At 46.8% G+C, this 19732-nt stretch carries 23 protein-coding genes; 9 read left to right on the top strand and 14 right to left on the bottom strand.

All coding sequences use genetic code 11. The features are described 5' to 3' along the window. Nucleotides 1–23: 23 nt before the first annotated feature. Nucleotides 24–1328, top strand: coding sequence for an LD-carboxypeptidase (locus tag KNQ12_RS09945; RefSeq protein WP_214747861.1), 1305 nt, complete (start codon nucleotides 24–26; stop codon nucleotides 1326–1328). Between the two features lie 43 nt (nucleotides 1329–1371). Here KNQ12_RS09945 and KNQ12_RS09940 read toward each other — a convergent pair whose 3' ends face one another. Beyond that, nucleotides 1372–1695 (bottom strand): hypothetical protein, encoded by a 324-nt coding sequence (locus KNQ12_RS09940; RefSeq protein WP_023467783.1) that lies wholly within the window; start codon nucleotides 1693–1695, stop codon nucleotides 1372–1374. A gap of 91 nt (nucleotides 1696–1786) precedes the next feature. On the opposite strand from KNQ12_RS09940, the gene KNQ12_RS09935 reads away from it, so the two are divergent. Next, nucleotides 1787–2212: a DUF2621 family protein gene (locus KNQ12_RS09935; protein WP_023467782.1), complete on the top strand. Its 426-nt coding sequence runs from the start codon at nucleotides 1787–1789 to the stop codon at nucleotides 2210–2212. Nucleotides 2213–2254: 42 nt separating this feature from the next. Here KNQ12_RS09935 and KNQ12_RS09930 read toward each other — a convergent pair whose 3' ends face one another. Beyond that, complete coding sequence (locus KNQ12_RS09930; protein WP_035398107.1) at nucleotides 2255–2734, bottom strand: CcdC family protein; 480 nt, start codon at nucleotides 2732–2734, stop codon at nucleotides 2255–2257. 16 nt (nucleotides 2735–2750) lie between these two features. Next, entirely contained in the window at nucleotides 2751–3449 is a 699-nt protein-coding gene (locus tag KNQ12_RS09925; protein WP_023467780.1) for a cytochrome c biogenesis CcdA family protein, read from the bottom strand. A 220-nt stretch (nucleotides 3450–3669) separates the two neighbouring features. On the opposite strand from KNQ12_RS09925, the gene KNQ12_RS09920 reads away from it, so the two are divergent. The 3 genes from KNQ12_RS09920 to KNQ12_RS09910 all read left to right on the top strand — a co-directional run bounded on the left by KNQ12_RS09920 (nucleotide 3670) and on the right by KNQ12_RS09910 (nucleotide 5536). Continuing rightward, nucleotides 3670–3864: an aspartyl-phosphate phosphatase Spo0E family protein gene (locus KNQ12_RS09920; RefSeq protein ID WP_023467779.1), complete on the top strand. Its 195-nt coding sequence runs from the start codon at nucleotides 3670–3672 to the stop codon at nucleotides 3862–3864. A gap of 62 nt (nucleotides 3865–3926) precedes the next feature. Continuing rightward, on the top strand, nucleotides 3927–4346 hold the full coding sequence (locus tag KNQ12_RS09915; RefSeq protein ID WP_058265202.1) for a hypothetical protein: 420 nt from the start codon (nucleotides 3927–3929) through the stop codon (nucleotides 4344–4346). 305 nt (nucleotides 4347–4651) lie between these two features. After that, complete coding sequence (locus KNQ12_RS09910; protein ID WP_214747858.1) at nucleotides 4652–5536, top strand: SH3 domain-containing protein; 885 nt, start codon at nucleotides 4652–4654, stop codon at nucleotides 5534–5536. Nucleotides 5537–5592: 56 nt separating this feature from the next. On the opposite strand, the gene KNQ12_RS09905 is transcribed toward KNQ12_RS09910, so the two are convergent. The 7 genes from KNQ12_RS09905 to yneA form a co-directional block, all read right to left on the bottom strand. Then, complete coding sequence (locus KNQ12_RS09905) at nucleotides 5593–7356, bottom strand: ABC transporter ATP-binding protein (protein WP_023467776.1); 1764 nt, start codon at nucleotides 7354–7356, stop codon at nucleotides 5593–5595. Then, the gene (locus KNQ12_RS09900; RefSeq protein ID WP_058265201.1) at nucleotides 7353–9104 is read right to left on the bottom strand and encodes an ABC transporter transmembrane domain-containing protein; all 1752 of its coding nucleotides are present in this window, start codon (nucleotides 9102–9104) and stop codon (nucleotides 7353–7355) included. The genes KNQ12_RS09905 and KNQ12_RS09900 overlap by 4 nt, the downstream gene beginning before the upstream one ends. A gap of 120 nt (nucleotides 9105–9224) precedes the next feature. Next, nucleotides 9225–9455: a YneF family protein gene (locus tag KNQ12_RS09895; protein ID WP_012370001.1), complete on the bottom strand. Its 231-nt coding sequence runs from the start codon at nucleotides 9453–9455 to the stop codon at nucleotides 9225–9227. Between the two features lie 123 nt (nucleotides 9456–9578). Beyond that, nucleotides 9579–11549, bottom strand: a complete 1971-nt coding sequence (gene tkt / locus KNQ12_RS09890; RefSeq protein ID WP_241492332.1) for a transketolase — start codon at nucleotides 11547–11549, stop codon at nucleotides 9579–9581. Between the two features lie 273 nt (nucleotides 11550–11822). Beyond that, on the bottom strand, nucleotides 11823–12059 hold the full coding sequence (locus KNQ12_RS09885) for a DUF896 domain-containing protein (RefSeq protein WP_023467773.1): 237 nt from the start codon (nucleotides 12057–12059) through the stop codon (nucleotides 11823–11825). Between the two features lie 113 nt (nucleotides 12060–12172). Then, nucleotides 12173–12826, bottom strand: coding sequence for a YneB family resolvase-like protein (locus KNQ12_RS09880; RefSeq protein ID WP_214747855.1), 654 nt, complete (start codon nucleotides 12824–12826; stop codon nucleotides 12173–12175). A gap of 45 nt (nucleotides 12827–12871) precedes the next feature. Beyond that, nucleotides 12872–13159 carry a cell division suppressor protein YneA gene (gene yneA, locus KNQ12_RS09875; RefSeq protein ID WP_023467771.1) on the bottom strand — a complete coding sequence of 96 codons (288 nt, stop codon included), beginning with the start codon at nucleotides 13157–13159 and terminating at the stop codon, nucleotides 12872–12874. Nucleotides 13160–13370: 211 nt separating this feature from the next. On the opposite strand from yneA, the gene lexA reads away from it, so the two are divergent. The 4 genes from lexA (at nucleotide 13371) to glpK (ending at nucleotide 16921) form a co-directional block, all read left to right on the top strand. Then, nucleotides 13371–13985 carry a transcriptional repressor LexA gene (gene lexA / locus KNQ12_RS09870; protein WP_023467770.1) on the top strand — a complete coding sequence of 205 codons (615 nt, stop codon included), beginning with the start codon at nucleotides 13371–13373 and terminating at the stop codon, nucleotides 13983–13985. 31 nt (nucleotides 13986–14016) lie between these two features. Beyond that, complete coding sequence (locus KNQ12_RS09865; protein ID WP_023467769.1) at nucleotides 14017–14487, top strand: metal-binding protein; 471 nt, start codon at nucleotides 14017–14019, stop codon at nucleotides 14485–14487. 186 nt (nucleotides 14488–14673) lie between these two features. Continuing rightward, complete coding sequence (locus KNQ12_RS09860; RefSeq protein WP_214747852.1) at nucleotides 14674–15375, top strand: MIP/aquaporin family protein; 702 nt, start codon at nucleotides 14674–14676, stop codon at nucleotides 15373–15375. Nucleotides 15376–15418: 43 nt separating this feature from the next. Continuing rightward, nucleotides 15419–16921 carry a glycerol kinase GlpK gene (glpK, locus tag KNQ12_RS09855; RefSeq protein ID WP_023467767.1) on the top strand — a complete coding sequence of 501 codons (1503 nt, stop codon included), beginning with the start codon at nucleotides 15419–15421 and terminating at the stop codon, nucleotides 16919–16921. A 188-nt stretch (nucleotides 16922–17109) separates the two neighbouring features. On the opposite strand, the gene KNQ12_RS09850 is transcribed toward glpK, so the two are convergent. The 4 genes from KNQ12_RS09850 to dhaK all read right to left on the bottom strand — a co-directional run bounded on the left by KNQ12_RS09850 (nucleotide 17110) and on the right by dhaK (nucleotide 19663). Continuing rightward, nucleotides 17110–17574 (bottom strand): GNAT family N-acetyltransferase, encoded by a 465-nt coding sequence (locus KNQ12_RS09850; protein WP_052017176.1) that lies wholly within the window; start codon nucleotides 17572–17574, stop codon nucleotides 17110–17112. A 132-nt stretch (nucleotides 17575–17706) separates the two neighbouring features. Beyond that, the gene (dhaM, locus tag KNQ12_RS09845; RefSeq protein ID WP_023467765.1) at nucleotides 17707–18075 is read right to left on the bottom strand and encodes a dihydroxyacetone kinase phosphoryl donor subunit DhaM; all 369 of its coding nucleotides are present in this window, start codon (nucleotides 18073–18075) and stop codon (nucleotides 17707–17709) included. Next, nucleotides 18068–18670 (bottom strand): dihydroxyacetone kinase subunit DhaL, encoded by a 603-nt coding sequence (dhaL, locus tag KNQ12_RS09840; RefSeq protein ID WP_023467764.1) that lies wholly within the window; start codon nucleotides 18668–18670, stop codon nucleotides 18068–18070. The genes dhaM and dhaL overlap by 8 nt, the downstream gene beginning before the upstream one ends. A 24-nt stretch (nucleotides 18671–18694) precedes the next feature. Beyond that, complete coding sequence (gene dhaK / locus KNQ12_RS09835) at nucleotides 18695–19663, bottom strand: dihydroxyacetone kinase subunit DhaK (protein ID WP_058265199.1); 969 nt, start codon at nucleotides 19661–19663, stop codon at nucleotides 18695–18697. Nucleotides 19664–19732: the final 69 nt, after the last annotated feature.

Below are 19732 nucleotides of genomic sequence, written 5' to 3'. Positions count from 1 at the left end.
TAATTCGTAAAGGAAGTGTCTTCATGTTAGATCATGTCCAGCTCGCTATGCCGAAAAACGAAGAAGATCGCGCCCGTGCATTTTATGCCGGGCTTTTACATATGAAGGAAGTCGAAAAACCGACTGGTGTTCAAGCCAGTGGTGGTGTCTGGTTCGAAGAACATGGTGCAGCACTTCATCTCGGCATCGAGGATCCCTTCTCCCCTGCTAAAAAAGCGCATCCTGGATTAACCGTCGCTGCGTTCGAAGCGTTGAGCGATTCTCTTCAAGCTGCCGGTTATCCGGTTGAGCATGACACACGCCTTGCGCCACGTCGTCGTTTCTTCACAATCGATCCATTCGGTAACCGTTTAGAGATCATCGCTGCCCACCTGCCGACGTTAACGCCGAAGAAGTTGACGGATGGTTCTCATGTCCGCTTAATCGCACCCGCTTCTAGCCTCTCAACGGTCGAGATGAAGATCATCGATGGTGCGATCCAAACGCTCGAATCGCTTGGATTACGTGTCTCGATCAGTCAACATGCGCGTGCCGTCAATCCGTTCGGTTCCAGTGATCCTGAGTTACGCGTCGCAGACCTCCATGCCGCGTTCGCTGATCCGAACGTTGATGCGATCCTGTGCGTTCGCGGTGGGTTCAGCACGAATGAACTTGTCGACTTACTCGACTACGAATTGATTCGGACACATCCGAAAATCCTGTGTGGCTTCTCCGATATCACAGCACTCAGTCACGCCATTCTAACGAACACTGGATTAATCACTTACTCCGGACCGATGTTACGGGCTTTCCGTGATCGCGATTCTTATACGATCGATTACTTCAAGCAAGTGTTGTTCGGAACAGAACCCGTTACGATCAAGCCTTCAGTCCATTGGCGTGATATCGATCGTGGACATATCATTACGTTACCAAACAAAGGACCGATTCTTTTATCCAATGGGCAAGCAAGCGGTCGACTGCTCGGTGGGAATCTTTGTACGTTAAATCTCCTGCAAGGCACACCGCACTTCCCTGATTTACGGGATACGATTTTATTCCTTGAAGATGATTACGAAGTCCATCCAGCGACGTTCGCCCGTGATTTCGCCTCTTTGATGGCACAACCAGGTGCGGAAACGATTCGTGGGATCGTCTTTGGACGCTTCCAACTCACAACGAAGATGACGGAAGAGCATCTGCGATATCTGATCTCACTCTATCCATTCCTAGAGCACGTACCGGTTCTTGCGAATGTCGACTTCGGACATACGAGTCCTTTGTTCACGTTCCCGATTGGTGGTCAGGTGGAACTGCATGACGAGGTCATCCGACTTCATATTTCTTGAATATCAAAAGAAGGAGACGCGGCAATCCGCATCTCCTTCTTTTTTAATAGTCGAGCAATCTCGAAGCGTCGATTTGACGTTTCGACCCATCCGCGAACATCTCAAGTGTCGCAAAAATCTGGTCATTTGCCCATTCATAGTGAAGTAACGTGAAGTCTTCGAGTGTCGAAACCGTCTTGAACGTTTTCCCGACCGTAAACGCACGCTTCCGGCTCGCATCTTCTGCCGGAACGGTGACGAAGATCACCGTGATCTCTTCACCCTTCGTATCATAATAGAATTCAACGATCCGACCGTCCGCTGTTTCAGGTAAAACACCTTTACGGGGCTGTCCGGTCTCGTCCAATTGTACGTATGGTTGCAGCATTCTTTCGCCTCACTTTCTCCGTCATTCATCATAGCACGTCCACCTGATTTATGCTAATCTATATTTGATGTGAAAGGGGGATGAGTCGCGCATGGAATGGTTCATGAACGGGATTCTGCTCTGGGGCTTTATCATGATCACACTCATGGCAATTGGCGGGTTTTTCATGTTCCGGAAGTTCCTCAAGAAGTTACCGAAAGAAGACGGTAAATCGATGATGGACTGGGAAGATGAGTACATCGACCAAACACGACATCTTTGGACGGATGAGACGATGGAATTGTTGAACGCTCTCGTCATGCCGGTTCCATCGGCATTTCGTGATGTCGCACGCCGCAAGATTGCCGGGCGGATCGGACAGTTCGCACTTGAAGAACGGGCGACAGAGATGACATCCGAACTGGTCGTCAAAGGATATATTTCTGCGACACCGAAACGCGATCATAAATTCTTGAAAAAAGCACTAACGGAGCACGCCATCGACTGGCGAGACTACGCATTATACTTCCAAAATTGAAGGATGCACGAAAAACCGCCGAAGTCGCCTTCAGCGGTTTTTTTAATGAGGTAAGTGCGCAACCGGCACGGTGCCCGACTTGACTCGTTTGTATTTCATATACATCGCGAAGCGCCACGGTGCAATCATTCCGAAGGCAACGAGATAAAAAATCCCACCCGTTTCGAAGATATCGATCTGTCCGCCGATGAAAAATTTCGCAACCGTCCGAACGAGTAAGATGCCGAATAAGACGATGAAAAATGCTTTCGAACGTTGCAAATAAATTTGCCCTTCCGCTTCATAAAAATTGGATGTCTTGATCAAAAAGATACTGAAGATGGCTCCAACGAGCAATGCTTCTGCTACCTCCGTCCATGTCAGACGGGATGCTGGGTATAAAAACTGTAGCATCCCCGTCGACATCGCAAAGGGCGGGATCAAGATTTTTTTAGCATTCGTCGGTTTTGCTGATGCCTTCACACGAATGAAGCTGATCAGCAATCCCATGACGAGCGCTACCCCAGTTGATATCCAAATCATCCGATCACTTCCTTGATTAAAATCCAGTGAATCCGACGATGTCACTCATCCATGCTGCGAATTTACTCAAGCCATCAAAATACAGCATGACTCCGAACACCATCATCAAGGCTCCCCCGAATTTCGTTAATTTCAGACTATACTGCACGAACAAGCGCGAACGACCGACGAAGAACGCCATCAATAAGAACGGAATCGAGAAGCCAAGGACATACGCGAGCATGTAGAACATGCCTTGACTCGGATTGGTCGCAGCTAATCCGATGACTCCTGCGAGAATCGGACCTGTACACGGTGTCCAACCGGCTGCAAAACCGATTCCGACGAGTACCGTCCCGACGTATCCTCCTTTTCGTTCCCCGAGATTCAGTTTCTTTTCACGCATCAAGAATGTTGGTTGCCATAATCCGACGAGAACAATCCCAAATACGAAGATGACGAGTGCCCCAACCATCCGTAACGTATCTCGATATGTGATAAAGACATCTGCGAACAACGATGTCGATAAACCGAGTACAACGAATACCATCGCAAAACCAACGAGGAACGCTAACGTATGAAACAAGGATCGCTTTTCTCGTACGCCCCGTTCTTTTAAATCCGTTACCGACACGCCTGTGATGTATGAGAGAAACACAGGATACAGTGGTAGCGTACATGGAGAGACGAAAGATAATAATCCTGCTCCAAACGCTAACCATAATGAGAGCTCCATATGAGCATCCCCTTTCTTTACTACTATAGAAGAAGTTCCTCCTCTATTTTGCCAAACTCCTCTGCATTTAGCACCTATTATCTCACAGAAAGTTGCAAAAGATTCGTGTCCGCCAAAATTACAAAAAAATTACATTTCATCGATTTTACTGAAATCTCATTGCACCTCGTAAATGGACTTGCTAGAATATGGATACGACACCAATGTAAGGGAGACTGCTATGACGACACAACAACTATTGACGTTAGCCATCGAAGCCAAACGTAGCGAACTATATCATCAAGCTGACCAGTCCAGCTTCACCTCCCCGCGTGTTCTACAACTTAGCCATGAACTTGATGTCCTGCTTTTAGAATATTCACGGACAGTCCAAAACTACACCATTCACGGTTCGAACGAACCGCTCTTATCTTAATGCACGATTTGGTCAGCATTCGAGTGTGAATGCTGACTTTTTATTTCTGATGGAGGTGCTTCATGTCCGCTCTTACACTCATTGCTAGTTCTCGTTCCCTCTATATACCTGACGATCTCCCTCAACTATACGTACATGAGGTCGAGCCGCTTGAATATGTCTCATTGAAGCGCGGTCGATTCACGATGCATTACTTGTATACGATCGAAGGTGCCGATCAGTGGGAGTTCATGATTTATCTACAGCGTTATATGGAAGAAGGAGATGTCCTCGAGCTGCTCTATATCGAAAATCAAAATGACAGCATGCATGACCATCTACCGTCCACTCCGCTACTAGAGCCAATCGAAATCAATATTCGTCAGCGAACGTACCAAACGATTCACGGCACGTTTCAACTTTCCGCTAACGATTGGATGCAGGAATTGTATCATCGTTCTTACCTGACAGCGTTCGGCGTGACGACGATCGTCAAGTATTGATCTACGTATCATCCGTTTCACTTTTTCATCATCAGACGATAGAAGGATTCAACACTTTCTATCTTTTAAGGCTTTTTTCTGTTGAATTGTGCGAATTTTTTATATTCAGTAAGCCAAAATACCTATAAACGTCCGTTTTTCATAATCAGTATGTCCTATCGATGACAAAAACCGTCCTTTTGCAATCTTGTTGTCACAAAAGCTCGGTTTGTAACTCGAATGACATTGACCTGTAAACGCACAGGTCAGATTTGCCGTGTAAAGTAGGAACAGTAAACACAGCATATGTCAGGAGGACATCAATAATGAAAAAAGCAGTTTTCGCTGCCGGTCTTGCAGCAACAGCTCTATCAGTAGGATTTGCCCAAGAGACAGAGGCTGCCTCAGAAACGGTAACAGTAAATACACCAGTACTCAACGTACGCACAGCACCTACAACTGCATCAGCAGACGTAGGCAATGTATATAAAGGTCAAACATTAAATGTCGAAGGACGTTCTGGCGCATGGATCAAAACAACAGTTAACGGTCAAAAACGTTATGTCCATGGTGCGTATACGTCTGCAGCAGGCTCATTCGACTTTAAAAAAGCGACAATTACTACGGCAGTACTAAACGTCCGCACACAACCAACGACAAGCTCGAAAGATGTCGGTAACCTCTACAAAGGCGAAAAAGTCAACGTAGAAGGTAAAGTTGGTGCATGGATCAAAACAACAATCGATGGTAAAACGCGCTACGTACACAGCGACTATACTTCACTCGCTGGCGTATCGAAAGCACCAGCAGCAAAAGCACAACCTGCTGCGAAGCCAGCACCAAAAGCAGCAGCTAAACCAGCTACTGCAACAAAACAATCAACACCTGCAAAATCAGGTACGAAAGTGACGATGAACGTCAGTGCTTACACGAACGACCCATCTAACAACGGTAGCCAACTCTACAACGGTCGTGCGTTGACAGCAAGCGGTTATGACGTTACAAATACGATCACGTACAATGGTATGCGTATCGTAGCAGCTTCTTCACAATACCCAATCGGTACACGTATGCACATCGAAGGCATTGGTGAAGCAATCGTACTCGACCGTGGTGGCGCAATCCAAGGTAACAAACTTGACCTTCTCGTTGGTTCACAACAAGAAGCACTTAACTGGGGACGCCAAAACGTTACAGTTACAGTCTACTAATCAAAACAAACAACCTGCCGGGCGAGACCGCCTGGCAGGCTTTTTTTATGTCTTTTTTAAGAGACCGTGACATGACCGGATTGCAGTTGATACATCTTCTTATACAGACCATCTTGTGCGATCAATTCTTGGTGATTTCCTTGCTCGATCACTTCCCCTTGATGCAATACAAGAATCAAATCTGCATCTTGAATTGTCGATAGACGGTGGGCAATAGCAATCGTCGTCCGCCCTTGACGCATCCGTTCAAGTGCGACTTGCACTTTCTCCTCTGTCTCCGTATCGATCGAACTCGTCGCTTCATCAAGGATCAGGATTTTCGGATCCCGCGCCATCGTGCGTGCGAAGGAGATTAACTGACGTTCCCCAGCTGAGAACGTCGCCCCCCGTTCCGCAACGGGACTGTCATATTGATGATCCAGTTGATTGATGAATCCGTCCGCTTGTACGAATTTAGCAGCTGCTTCGACACGATCAAAGGAAATCGAACTATCGAATAATCGAATGTTGTCCGCGACCGTTCCCGTGAACAAGAATGAATCCTGCAACACGAGTCCGACATGCTGTCGTAGTTCTTCTTCTGATAACTGCTCAAGCGGTTGACCATCGATCAAAATCCGACCCGATTGGTATGCGTAAAAGCGCATCAAGATATTGATGATTGAACTTTTTCCACTTCCCGTATGACCAACGAGGGCAATCGTCTGTCCTTTTTTCGCCTCGAACGAAATTCCTTTCAAGACATCTTTCTCTCCGTCATAACTAAAGCGCACGTCTTCAAAGACGATATGTCCTTCCGATACTCGTGCATCTCCTTCGAGTTGTTTCGTTGGTTCCGGCTCATCCGTATCGAGGACCTTGAACACACGGTCTGCTGAGACGACAGCTTGTTGGAACTCGGACAACCGTTGCATGATTTGCTGAACCGGTTGGAAAATCCGCTCCATGTAGCTGATGAAGGCATAGACGACACCGACTTGGACCGTTTGCGAGAACGATAGGACACCGAAATATGTTACGAGTGTTGCAATCGAAACCGCCAGTAACAATTCAATGATTGGTCGCAGTAACCAACTATCGAGCTTCAAGTTCTTATAACGTCCATTTTGGTGGGCGACGTTCGTCTCCTCGAACTCTGCCATTAAGCGTTTTTCTTGGCGGAATTGTTGGATGATTGCCATCCCGTTGATGGATTCGTTCAGTTGGGCATTGATTTTCGATAGTAAATCGCGGACTTCCGCGTAATACTTCGTCGAATACTTCCGGTAAATCCAAATGATGAAATAAAACAGCGGTAACAATAGTAACGCAATCGTCGCGAGTCGCGGCTCTAGCAGATAGAGGAAGATATATGTTCCAATCAACTGAACGCCGCTTTGCACGAATGTCGACAGGACACCGATGTAGAGCTCCTTGATCGCTTCCGTATCGTTCGTGATCCGGGACACGAGCACTCCAGCAGGCGTCCGGTCAAAATAGGCAAGCCGTAAGTGCATGACGTGCCGGAACACATCAATCCGTAAGCGTTGAATGACTTGCAAGGCAATCTTTTGGAATTCGAACGCCTGTAAGTAATCGACGATGATCCCTGTCGTATGCAGTAACAAGTACGCTGTAAACAAAAGTGCGACTTCCTGTACGGGATATGTACCCGGTGCGACGTATTCATCAATGAAAATCTTGACGAGATACGGTCCCCCGAGTTTTGCCGCTGTCGTAATGAACAGCAGGATGAAGGCGATACTGACCTGTTTTTTGAACGGTTTGACGAAATCAAGTAATCGTTTCAGGACGGCTTTTTCATTGATATCATGATTCATTCGGAACGCCCTCCTTGTTCGACGAGTGATTCTAGTTGCTGACGATCGTACGTCTCTTTATACCAACCGTCATGAGCGAGTAACTGCTCATGTGTGCCTCGCTCGATGATCCGACCGTCTTCAAGGACGATGATCTCATCGGTATGTGACACAGCCGATAACCGGTGGGCAACGATGATTTGTGCCTGATCGTGATCCGCCGTGCGGAAGTGGTGGATGATCGCTTCCTCAGTTTTGGCATCAACCGCAGATAAGGCATCATCGAGCACTAAAATCGGACAGTCTGCTAGTAATGCCCGGGCAATCGAGATCCGTTGTTTTTGACCGCCGGATAACGTCACCCCACGCTCCCCGACCATCGTCGCGTACCCTTCCTTAAACCCAAGAATATCATCATGAACCGCTGCGATCCGAGCTGCTTCCATGATGTCTTCCATTGATGCATCCGGTTTTGCAAAGGCAATATTATCAGCAATCGACGCGGAGAATAAGAAATGATCCTGTGGAACGATCGCCACTTGACGACGGACGGTGTCACGCGTCAATTGTTTGATGTCTCGTCCACCAATCGTGATGGCGCCTTGTTTGACGTCGTATTCGCGAGACAATAAGCGAACGAACGTCGATTTCCCAGCACCTGTCTTCCCGACGATTCCGAGCGATTTACCGGGCTTCAACGTCACATCGATGTCTTGTAAGACCGGTTGCGTATCATAGATGAAACGCTCAATCCCAACGTGGAGTTCAGGTGAGGAAACACTTGTTGCTGCTTCTTTCGCGTCTTTAATTTCTGGTTCGATCGCAAGCATCCGCTCGATCCGATCGTAAGAAGCACGACCACGTTCGACGATGTTGAACAACCAACCGAAGGCGAGCATCGGCCATGTCAATAAACCAAGATATGTAGTAAATGAGACGATGTCACCGATTCGAATCTCGCCTTGTTGTAACAGATACGCACCATATCCGACAGCGATGATGTACGAGAGACCGACTAATCCAAAAATCGTCGGATCAAATAAAGCATCGATTTTTGCGACACGACGGTTCTTTTGGACGACGTCATCCGAGAGATCCGTAAACGTCTGCACATCAGACTCCACTTCCCCTGTTGCTTTTAAGACACGGACACCACTAATGCTTTCCGCGACCTTGTCATTCAAATCGGAGAAAGCTTCCTGCGCGTCATGAAAACGCGAATGTAACATTTTCCCGTAGCGTGACGTCAAGTAGACCATCAGCGGCATCGGTAGAAGTGATACGAGCGTCAATTTCCAACTGATCGTCGTGACCATCGTGATGATGACGAAGCTCCCCATCGTCACCGAGTCGACGAGCGTTAGAATACCGGCACCCGCTGTCATCGATACCGCCTGTACATCGTTCGTCGCATGCGCCATCAAATCCCCGCTCCGATATTTCTTATAGAACGATTGATCCAAATCTGAAAAATGTCCATACAGTTGGCTGCGCAATAATCGACCGAGACGAATCGATGCCCCAAAGATATAAAAGCGCCAAAAATAACGAATGATATATGTCGCGACCCCGATGAGCAACAACGTACCTGCGAGACGAATCAAATCATCTTTCGTTAAGCTTCCCTCACTCAGACCGTTGACCGTCGTCCCGATGATTTTTGGCGGAATCAACTCTAACGCCGCTACAAAAATCAAACTGACGACCCCAAGACTATACGCTTTCCATTCTCGCCGGAAAAACCAACCGAGTTTCCTGAAGACTCCCATTCAAGTCTCCCCCCTTTTTTAAATCCTATGATTATTTGAAATAGTCTCACATTTTAGATTAGTTCTCTTTCTAAAAAATAGCAAATAAAAAGGAGACCATTTAGTCCCCTTTCGTACAGCTTATTTTTTAGGTGATTTCATTGAACCACTCATTGAACGCATCACTTGGTTGACTTTCTTTTGTGATGGCTTTTGACCCATTTGCATCATCAATGTCTTAATCATATCTTCGTTGATTGGTGGGTTTTGCTCCAAGTAGTTCATCATGTATCGACGAGCGATATAGAAACCAAGGGCGACACCTGCTACCAAGCAAAGAAGGGCAATTAAAATCCAAATCCATGTAGCCAAGTTGCTTCCTCCTCTAACTTAAAACGTCGCTTTTTACTATACTATAATTCCAATTGTTTGCATAGATGATAATAGATGAAAAACGAGCCCGACGTAAGATCGGACCCGTTTTTCCGGAAAAGATTATCCGAGTTGTTTGACTGTCGCTAAAACGTTCTCAACAGACATGCCGTATTCTTTCAAGAGGAAGTCTCCAGGCGCAGATGCACCGAAACGATCGATTCCGATGACTTGTCCTTCTGTTCCTACATATTTGTACCAACCGAGCGAAGCGCCTGCTTCGATCGCAACACGTTTCGTGATGTGTTTTGGAAGAACTGATTCTTTATACTCTGCTGACTGTGCTTCGAATACTTCCCATGATGGAAGCGAAACGACAGCTGCTGATTCACCAAGTTCTTTTTGTGCTTCGACAAGAAGGTGCACTTCTGAACCCGTACCGAGCAAGAGCGTATCAGCTTTCGTGACGTCACCAGCGATGACATAACCACCTTTTTCAGCGCCCTCTGTCGTCGTGCCTTCAAGTTCAGGAAGACCTTGACGTGTCAAGACGAGAAGTGTTGGTTTGTCTTTCGCTTGAACCGCTGTTTTCCATGCTGCGATCGTCTCTTTTCCGTCTGCTGGACGGTAGATCGTGACGTTCGGCATTGCACGGAAGCTCATCAAGTGCTCGACTGGCTCGTGTGTTGGACCATCTTCCCCGACAGCGATCGAGTCGTGCGTCAAGACGAAGATTGATGGAAGCCCCATTAATGCTGCTAAACGAACAGCTGGACGGAGGTAATCCGAGAAGACGAAGAATGTCGCACCGTAAGGAATGACGCCGCCGTGAAGTGCCATACCGTTGACAGCCGCAGCCATTGCGAATTCACGTACACCGAACCAGATGTTACGACCGCTTGGGTCGATATCGAAGTCTGCTTCGCCTTTGAGCATCGTGTTGTTCGATCCTGCAAGGTCAGCTGAACCACCGAACAATGTCGGAACGTTCTTCGCAAGACCGTTCAAGACTTCACCACTCGTTTGACGTGTCGCTTTTTTCGATGACAAGTCGTACGTCGGAAGATCTGCTTCCCAGTTGCTTGGCAATTCGTTTGCGATCGCGCGAACGAGTTCCGCATGCAATTCTGGATGAGCTGCTTCGTATTGTTTCATCGTTTCGTTCCATGCGTCTTCCGCAGAAGCACCACGTTGGACGATCCGCTCGTCGAACAATGATTTGACTTCTTCAGGGACGTAGAACTCTTCGTGATCCCAAATGTAGCTAGCTTTCGTCAATTTGATTTCCGCTTCACCGAGTGGTGCACCGTGAGAAGCCGACTTCCCTGATTTGTTCGGTGAACCGAAACCGATGACTGTCTTGACTTCGATCAATGTTGGTTTTGTCGTCTCTGCTTGTGCCGCCGCGATTGCTTTCGAAATCGAATCGATATCAGTTCCGTCTTCTACGCGAATGACTTGCCAGTTGTACGCTTCGAAGCGCTTCTGGACGTTTTCAGAGAATGATTTATCGAGATCGCCATCAAGTGAGATATCGTTTGAATCATACAATACGACCAATTTACCAAGACCAAGGTGACCTGCGAGTGAAGCCGCTTCAGCTGAGACACCTTCCATTAAGTCTCCATCTCCACAAATTCCGTATGTGAAGTGATCGACGACGTTGAGATCGTCACGGTTGTATTTTGCTTCAAGATGACGTTCTGCCATCGCCATACCAACTGCCATTGCAATCCCTTGACCAAGTGGACCTGTCGTCGCATCTACACCAGCCGTGTGACGGTATTCCGGGTGACCTGGTGTTTTTGATCCCCATTGACGGAATGATTTAAGATCATCCATTGATAGATCATATCCCGATAGGTGGAGGAGTGAGTAGAGAAGCATCGAACCGTGTCCGGCTGAAAGTACAAAACGGTCGCGGTTGAACCATTCTGGATTTTTAGGGTTGTGGTTCATATGATCCGCCCAAAGCGAGAATGCCATCGGCGCTGCTCCCATTGGCATACCTGGGTGACCCGAGTTCGCCTTTTGTACGGCATCAATCGATAAGGTACGAATCGTATTAATTGCTAATTGTTCTACTGTCGTCATGTTCGTCAAAACAATCATCCTCTCTCTTTTTCACAAATTCCTACTCATTTTAGCACACTCTTAAATGTGATACAACTTTTCTAAATAGTATGTCACATTAAAATGAATGCGCTATCTATAGCCGTTCTATCGACTCATACAGGATGCATGAATTGATGAAAGATCGTTATTAAGATGTATTGCTATCGTGCAATGTTTCCTCATCTAACAGCGCTAAACAAAAAAGAGGTCCGCTTAACGCGAACCTCTTTCTTCTATAGAAGAAACAAACGATTATTGTTTATTCCGTTCTTCTTCTTGTGCTTGTTTTAATTTCTCTGGTGTTACGTCCGTACCTTCTTCATCAACAATCTTCATGCCCATGAGTTGGTTTTTAAACGATCCACGGAATGCTGCGAGATACGCTGCACGTAACTCTTTTTGCTCTGCCGCTTCTGCTTCTGATAACGGCTCGACTTTTGATTTATTCGCTAATGCGTTGATTCGATCTAATTGTTCTTGTGATAACATGGAATCCCTCTTTCTGTACGACTCAAACTTGAGTAGTTCAATTGTATTCTTACTGTAAAAGAGCTTACTAAAAAAAGCAAGTTAACCGCGTCAGTCGACGGGTTACTTGCTTCTCATTCCGGGCTAGGCGTCAATTCGCGGTATTCAAGGTATCGACGATTGACCGTTGCCTTTGAAATATCATGTCCCATCCCGCGAAGCGTAATGGCGATATCTGAAAACGTCAGTCCGAGTTCACGGAGACGTACGATTTCTTCGATCGGTACGTCCTTTCGGCTACGCCCGGCGTTCTCTCCTTGGCGATTCAGATTTCGTTCCGGGCGAAAGCCTTGTTCGACCGCTCGCCGCATGCCGCGCGCGATTTTTGCATTATGCAGTTTACGTTGATATTCTTCCACGAGTGAGACGATCTCAAGGACCATCGCTTCTGCATCAGCAAGTTGGTATTCTCCATCGGAATCAAGTGTCATCAACCAAACACCGTGCTTCTTAAACGTGTGCAAAATAGCGATTTTCGCATTCCCTCGACCAATCCGTGTGTCATCCGTTACGAGGACCGCATCTACCGCATCACGTGTCACATGATCAAGAACCGTCAGCATCCCTTCCCGATCGACGTCATATCCACTCTCTTTTTCAGAGACGACATCCACGACATCAAAACCCTTTTGAGACGCGACCTTCGAAAGTTCCATCCGTTGGCGTTCAATCGAACTATCTTGTGCTTCTTTTTCGGTCGACACCCGACAATAAATCACGACCTTCATCGTACCTCACATCCCTGTTCGTTCTTTCACAACTTTTCCATTTTGTCATTGTTGTGCGATTGGTACAACGATTTTGCTTTTTGAGATGACGTGTTTTGTCTCGACATCATTATTTTTAATCAACCAGTTGACGTATTCTTCATCTGACATCGAACCGTCATTGTAGACTTCAGCGATTTGTTCAACTGTAGCGTTCTCATCGACCGTAACGGAAGCAGTCATTAGTTGCGCCACTTTTTCATCCGGGCGCGGTGTGAGTAAAAAGATCACGAAGGCAATACTTAATGCATAGAAGAGAATTGAAAAAGCATGAGTACGAATCGTATGAATCATCATGAATCCCTCCAAATATGAAATGAATGAGTTAGAATAAATGTTCGCGGAACAATTGTTCGCATAACTCATAATAAACACAGAACCCGTGTTCGGTCAACACAAAATGTCGAACAATTGTTTGTACGCTCATTTGTTCTATGTTATAGTGAATCTAGAAACATATATTCTTACATTTCAAACTTCAATCCAGAAAGAGGTGGCAATTCGTATGCGGAAAATGTCTAAGCGCCAACAAGAGATTCTCGACTACATCGTCTCTGAAGTGAAACTGAAGGGGTATCCACCATCAGTTCGTGAAATCGGAGAAGCAGTCGGACTCGCGTCTAGCTCGACGGTACACGGTCATTTGGATCGACTCGAGAAACGGGGAATGATTCGCCGTGACCCGACGAAACCACGTGCGATTGAGATATTGCTTGATAAGCCTGAAGAAATCACGGAAGCCATCGTCCATGTTCCCGTCATCGGGAAAGTCACAGCAGGTCTTCCGATTACAGCGATTGAAAACATCGAAGAACAGTTCCCACTCCCTGCACATTATGTAGGGAACGAGACGGTCTTCATGTTGACGATCGATGGTGAATCGATGATTAACGCAGGTATTCTTGACGGCGATCGTGTCATCGTGCGCCAACAAAACACAGCAGAAAACGGAGAAATCGTCGTAGCTATGACCGAAGATAGCGAAGCGACGGTGAAACGGTTCTTCTTAGAAGATCAACAGGTACGTCTACAACCAGAAAATGACTCGATGGATCCGATGTATTTCGATAATGTCTCCATTCTTGGTAAGGTAATCGGCGTGTATCGGACGATTCATTGACGGAGGGACCAGTTACGACTGGTCTTTTTTCATGCCATCAGGAAATGTACATGATACCGTCAATACCGTCGCACTGACGGGTTACGTTGCGTATTCGGTCGCAACGCAACAAACCGATTGGTTACCGACTGCCATCGGTATCGCTGTCGGTACCCTTTGGTTGTCACCCGACCTCGATTTAAAGTCAGAACCGTATTATCGCTTTGGACCATTTCGAGTTCTTTGGATGCCGTATGTCAAGATCATGCCTCACCGATCGATCTGGTCGCATGGACTGATCATCGGAGACATCATTCGGCTTCTTTATAGTGCTGCGATTCTGATTCCCCTACTATTTATAAGTCTATATTTTCAGGTTCTTGATTCTGCTACGATTGATTCGTGGTTTGCTTCCTTGCCTGCATTCATCGTTGGCATCATGGTGGCGAGTACGATTCATATCCTACTAGATTATTCCAGCAGTTGGTTTCGACCTAAAAAAAGAAAAAAACGTCGTCGGTAACACCTCTTTTGCTTGCTTGCAGGCAGGAAGAGGTGTTTTCTTATCCACTTTTTCGTATCTTTAAACATCAAAATAAAAAATTTCCATTCCTATATTTCAATTATATGTATTGAAAACGTTCTCAAATCGGAGTAATTTAAAGTAGAAAGGCCATTATCTGCTTTAATCCAAAGGGAGGGTTTTTGCATGAATAACTTTGTACTAGAAATGATCGGTACGATGATCCTCATCCTGCTCGGGGATGGAGTCGTCGCCGGTGTCGTCTTGAAAAAGACGAAATCGGAAAACAGCGGATGGATCGTCATCACGTTCGCTTGGGGTCTTGCTGTCATGACAGCAGCATTCGTCGCTGCTGAAAGCGGAGCACACTTGAACCCCGCATTGACGATTGCACTTGCTTTGAACTCTGACCTACCGTGGGCAGACGTTCCGATCTACATTGCCGGACAACTTGTCGGAGCTTTCATCGGCGCCATTCTCGTTTGGCTTCATTACATGAAACATTTTGAAGCGACTGATGATCAAGCCGCAAAACTCGGTGTGTTCGCAACAGGTCCAGCGATTCGTCATACGCCGTCGAACTTGATTTCTGAGATCATCGGGACATTCGTTCTCGTCTTCGGTATCTTGGCACTTGGTTTAACGACGTTCGGAGACGGCTTAAAACCATTCATCGTCGGTTTACTCGTCGTCGTCATCGGTCTATCGCTCGGTGGTACAACAGGGTATGCCATCAACCCGGCTCGTGACCTTGGACCGCGTATCGCGCACGCTATCCTACCGATTCCGAATAAAGGTTCATCTGACTGGGGCTATTCATGGATTCCTGTCGTTGGTCCAATCATCGGTGGAGCGATTGCCGTGTTCATCTATCAATTGATCTACTAAGATCACGTCTCACTAACACATACCGCTCAAGGGGGATTTCGAAATGGAAAACAAGTATATCCTAGCACTCGACCAAGGTACGACAAGCTCACGTGCAATTATCTTTGATCACGATGGGAAAATCGTCAACTCGGCACAACGGGAATTCAAGCAATACTTCCCACAACCAGGCTGGGTCGAGCATGATGCAAACGAAATCTGGGGTTCGATTCTTGCCGTCATGGCCGAAGCACTCGGAACAGCAGATATCAAACCTGAGCAAATCGCCGGAATCGGCATTACGAACCAACGCGAAACGACGGTCGTCTGGAACAAAGAAACAGGTAAACCGGTCTATCACGCACTCGTTTGGCAATCGCGTCAAACGTCTGGTATCTGTGACGATTTAAAAGAACAAGGTTTGAACCAGAAGTTCCGCGATAAAACAGGACTTCTGATTGATGCCTACTTCTCTGGAACGAAAGTCAAATGGATCCTCGATAATGTCGAAGGTGCGCGTGAGCAAGCAGAGAACGGTGAATTGCTCTTCGGTACGATCGATACGTGGCTCGTTTGGAAACTGTCTGGGGGAAAAACGCACATCACGGACTACACGAACGCTTCACGAACATTGATGTATAACATCTACGAACAAAAATGGGATGAAGAGTTACTCGATATCCTCGGTGTTCCTGCTTCGATGTTGCCAGAGGTTCGTCAGTCGAGTGAAGTCTACGACAAAACGGTACCGTATCACTTCTTCGGTTACGAAGTGCCAATCGCTGGTATTGCGGGTGACCAACAAGCAGCACTCTTCGGTCAAACGTGCTTCGAAGCAGGTGAAGGGAAAAACACATACGGAACAGGTTGCTTCATGCTCATGAACACAGGTGAGAAAGCTGTTTCTTCTGATCATGGACTCTTGACGACGATCGCTTGGGGCGTCGATGGAAAAGTGGAATATGCGCTGGAAGGTTCGATTTTCGTCGCCGGTTCTGCGATCCAGTGGCTCCGTGATGGACTCCGGATGCTGAAAAATGCGAAAGATTCAGAAGGTTACGCAACGAAAGTTGACTCAACAGACGGTGTTTATGTCGTTCCTGCCTTCGTTGGTCTCGGTGCGCCGTACTGGGATTCAGATGTTCGTGGCGCAATCTTCGGGTTAACACGCGGAACAGATAAAGAGCATTTCGTTCGGGCAACGCTTGAATCACTCGCTTACCAAACACGCGACGTGTTAACAGCGATGGAACAAGATTCTGGGATCGAACTGAAGACACTCCGTGTCGACGGTGGTGCTGTAGCCAACAACTTCTTGATGCAGTTCCAATCGGACATTCTCGGCGTTCCTGTCGATCGTCCGCAAATTAACGAAACGACAGCACTCGGTGCAGCTTACCTTGCTGGATTAGCTGTTGGTTACTGGAAAGATAAAGCGGAAATCAAACAACAATGGAAGCTGGATCACCAGTTCAAACCAGAGATGAAAGAAGACGATCGTGAGCAACGCTATGCTGGATGGCAAAAAGCGGTGGAAGCGACAATGGTCTTCAAACCATCAAAATAAAACAATTGACCCGGTCCCTTTTGCAGAGGGACCGGGTTTTCACTGTCTTATAGAAACTACAATATAATCATTCTTCTAACACCAGACTCAGACTAGAATGTACCACCGCAGCACATACATCATAATTCTTTGTGCTACTCATTCGCATAGAAGAGGTCCCACGTATTCCCCTCAACATATAATGTGGATCACTCATTTTTCTCTAGCATGATCATGTCGATTGCCTGTATTCCGTTCTCCCAGATTTCCTCTGGATACGACCGAAAAAAATCTTTTTTTATGTCGTATAGCCGGAAACCAAGCTTTTGGTAGAAAGCTAAATTATCAATACTCGAATTAGCCGTTCCTACGATGAAATGATGATACTCTTGTTCCTTATATTGTTCGAGCGTTAATGAGATGATCCTCTTTCCTAACCCTTGACCCTGGTGTTCTTTTTTGATGGCAACGTTTTTTATCTCCATTGTATCTTGATTAATTTTGGTCATAACAATAACACCTACTACATGCCCAGATGAATCTTCGAGATAATACAGGTCACCGTTAGGTAAGTATTCATAAATCTTATCGATAGATTCATCAGCCAGTAATAATAAGTGGATGAATGTCTGCTTTTTGATTTCAGTGTCTGCTTTCCTTAACGTATAACTCAAGAACTCACCTCATGGTTTACATTCTTTTACTGTCCTATTTATGTACATGCATTATGATTACAATTTTCATACCACCATTTCATTCAGATATGAAAGAATCCCCATTGCATTGAAGCAAGGGGGATTTGATCCTTATTTGCTAAACTCTTTTTTCAATCCGTCTTCAATCTCATCAACGGATTTCGACTGACCACTTAAGACTGCCGCTAAAAACGCACCTTCGACGAGTGGTGCGTCGATAAACCGAACCGTCCGTTCGCCACTATATAGTTCAAGGGCCAGTTCCGTGTTCATCGTCGCAGAACCGATATCCGTTAAAACGACTCCATCATCGTCCAGTGTATTTAGTGTTTCTTCGATTCGCGTCGCGTCCGTTCCAATGCTACCGTCCTCAAGACCTGCTGCTATTAAGACTGGCGTATCCGGTGCCATCTCTGCCAACAGTTCCTTTAGTCCAGTCGCAAGCTTTTCACTATGGGAAACGAGTACAAGATTAACCATGAAGCACCTCCGCGATTTCGCCAAGTAACAACGCACTTGATAGACTACCTGGGTCCTGGACGCCTTCCGTCGCTTCACCGAAATAAGACGCACGCCCTTTCGTTGCGATACGCGCTTTCGTATCAGCAAGCGCTTGATCGATTGCCGCTTTCAAATCCCCGTCTTGCGAGAGCGCCTCTTGGAACGGTGTCCAAATATCGACCATCGTCTTTTGACCGAATTCCGATTTTCCACGCGATTTGATGCCTTCCGTCGCTTCATGGAAAGCATCCGCGAGTTCTGCACCTTCGACTTCTGTTTTTCCTTTGAACGCACCAGCGAACTTAACGAATGCCGTGCCGTACAAAGGACCGGATGCCCCACCGACCGTCTTGATCAGCGTCATCCCGACCTCTTTCGATAAAGCTCCTAAGTCCTCATACTCGCCGTGTTCTTCTAACGTCTTTTGGACTGCTTGGAAGCCACGTGACATATTGATCCCGTGGTCCCCGTCACCGATTTCCCGGTCAAGGTCCGTCAATTCATCCTTGTGCTGGTCAATCTGTTCCGCTGCTTTGATGAGCGCGCTTCGTAACTGTTCCGTCGTCAACTTCATCTTTGTACACCCCGTTTATCTGAATTAGAATCCAATCGCTTTCGTTTCTGCATCGAGATACCCAAGCAGTTCATCATCTACTGGTAAGAGCGTGATTGAGAATCCGTGCATCTCGAGCGACGTCATATAGTTTCCGACGAACGAACGGGCAATCTCGTAACCGTGTGCCTGAAGTTCTTCCGCGACATATTTATATGTGATATACAGTTCGGATTCTGGTGTTCCACCCATCCCATTCACCATGACGGCGACTTTTTTGTCTGGTACTTCTTTTGTCAGACGATCGAGCAACTCTTTAACGATCGCATCCACGGAAGCGACCGCTTTTCGCTCGAGTCCTTTTTCACCGTGGATCCCGATTCCGATCTCCATCTCGTCATCATGCAACTCAAAGCCTGACTTGCCACTCTCCGGCATGTAACATGGCGAGAGTGCCATTCCGATCGAACGAACGCCCTGAATGACTTTTTCCGCGACTGCCTTGACTTCACTCAGTGATTTTCCATCTGCAGCTGCAGCACCAGCAATCTTATGGACGAAGACGGTTCCCGCGACACCACGACGGTCTTCCTCTTTTTTGATAGCAATGTCATCATTGACGATTACCGTGTCGACTTCGATGTCCTCGAGTTCAGCGAGTTCCTTCGCCATATCGAAGTTCATGACGTCACCCGAGTAGTTCTTGACGACGAGTAACACACCTTTTCCACCATGGGCTGCCTTGATGCCTTCGAGCACCATGTCCGGTGTCGGTGACGTGAAGACTTCCCCACAAACAGCCGCAGCAAGCATACCGTCCCCCACGAATCCAGCGTGCGCTGGTTCATGCCCACTTCCCCCACCAGAAACGAGTCCGACTTTTCCATCAAGCGGTACTTTTCGCGCGACGACATTGACCCCTTCGACCTTTTTATACAAATCAGGGTGAGCTAGTACGAGTCCGTCGACCATGTCTGAAACGAACCGGTTTGAATCTTTCATTAATTTGTGCATGAAAAACGCTCCTTTACCTAACTGATTTTGCCGTACCACTTACTCTTTACCACCAAATCAAGTCGAATA

The organism is Exiguobacterium sp. s11, assembly GCF_018619015.1.
GTDB classification, from domain to species: domain Bacteria; phylum Bacillota; class Bacilli; order Exiguobacteriales; family Exiguobacteriaceae; genus Exiguobacterium_A; species Exiguobacterium_A indicum.
The sequence above is the reverse complement of the archived record's forward strand: the minus strand, read 5'-3'. Positions and strand labels throughout refer to the sequence as shown.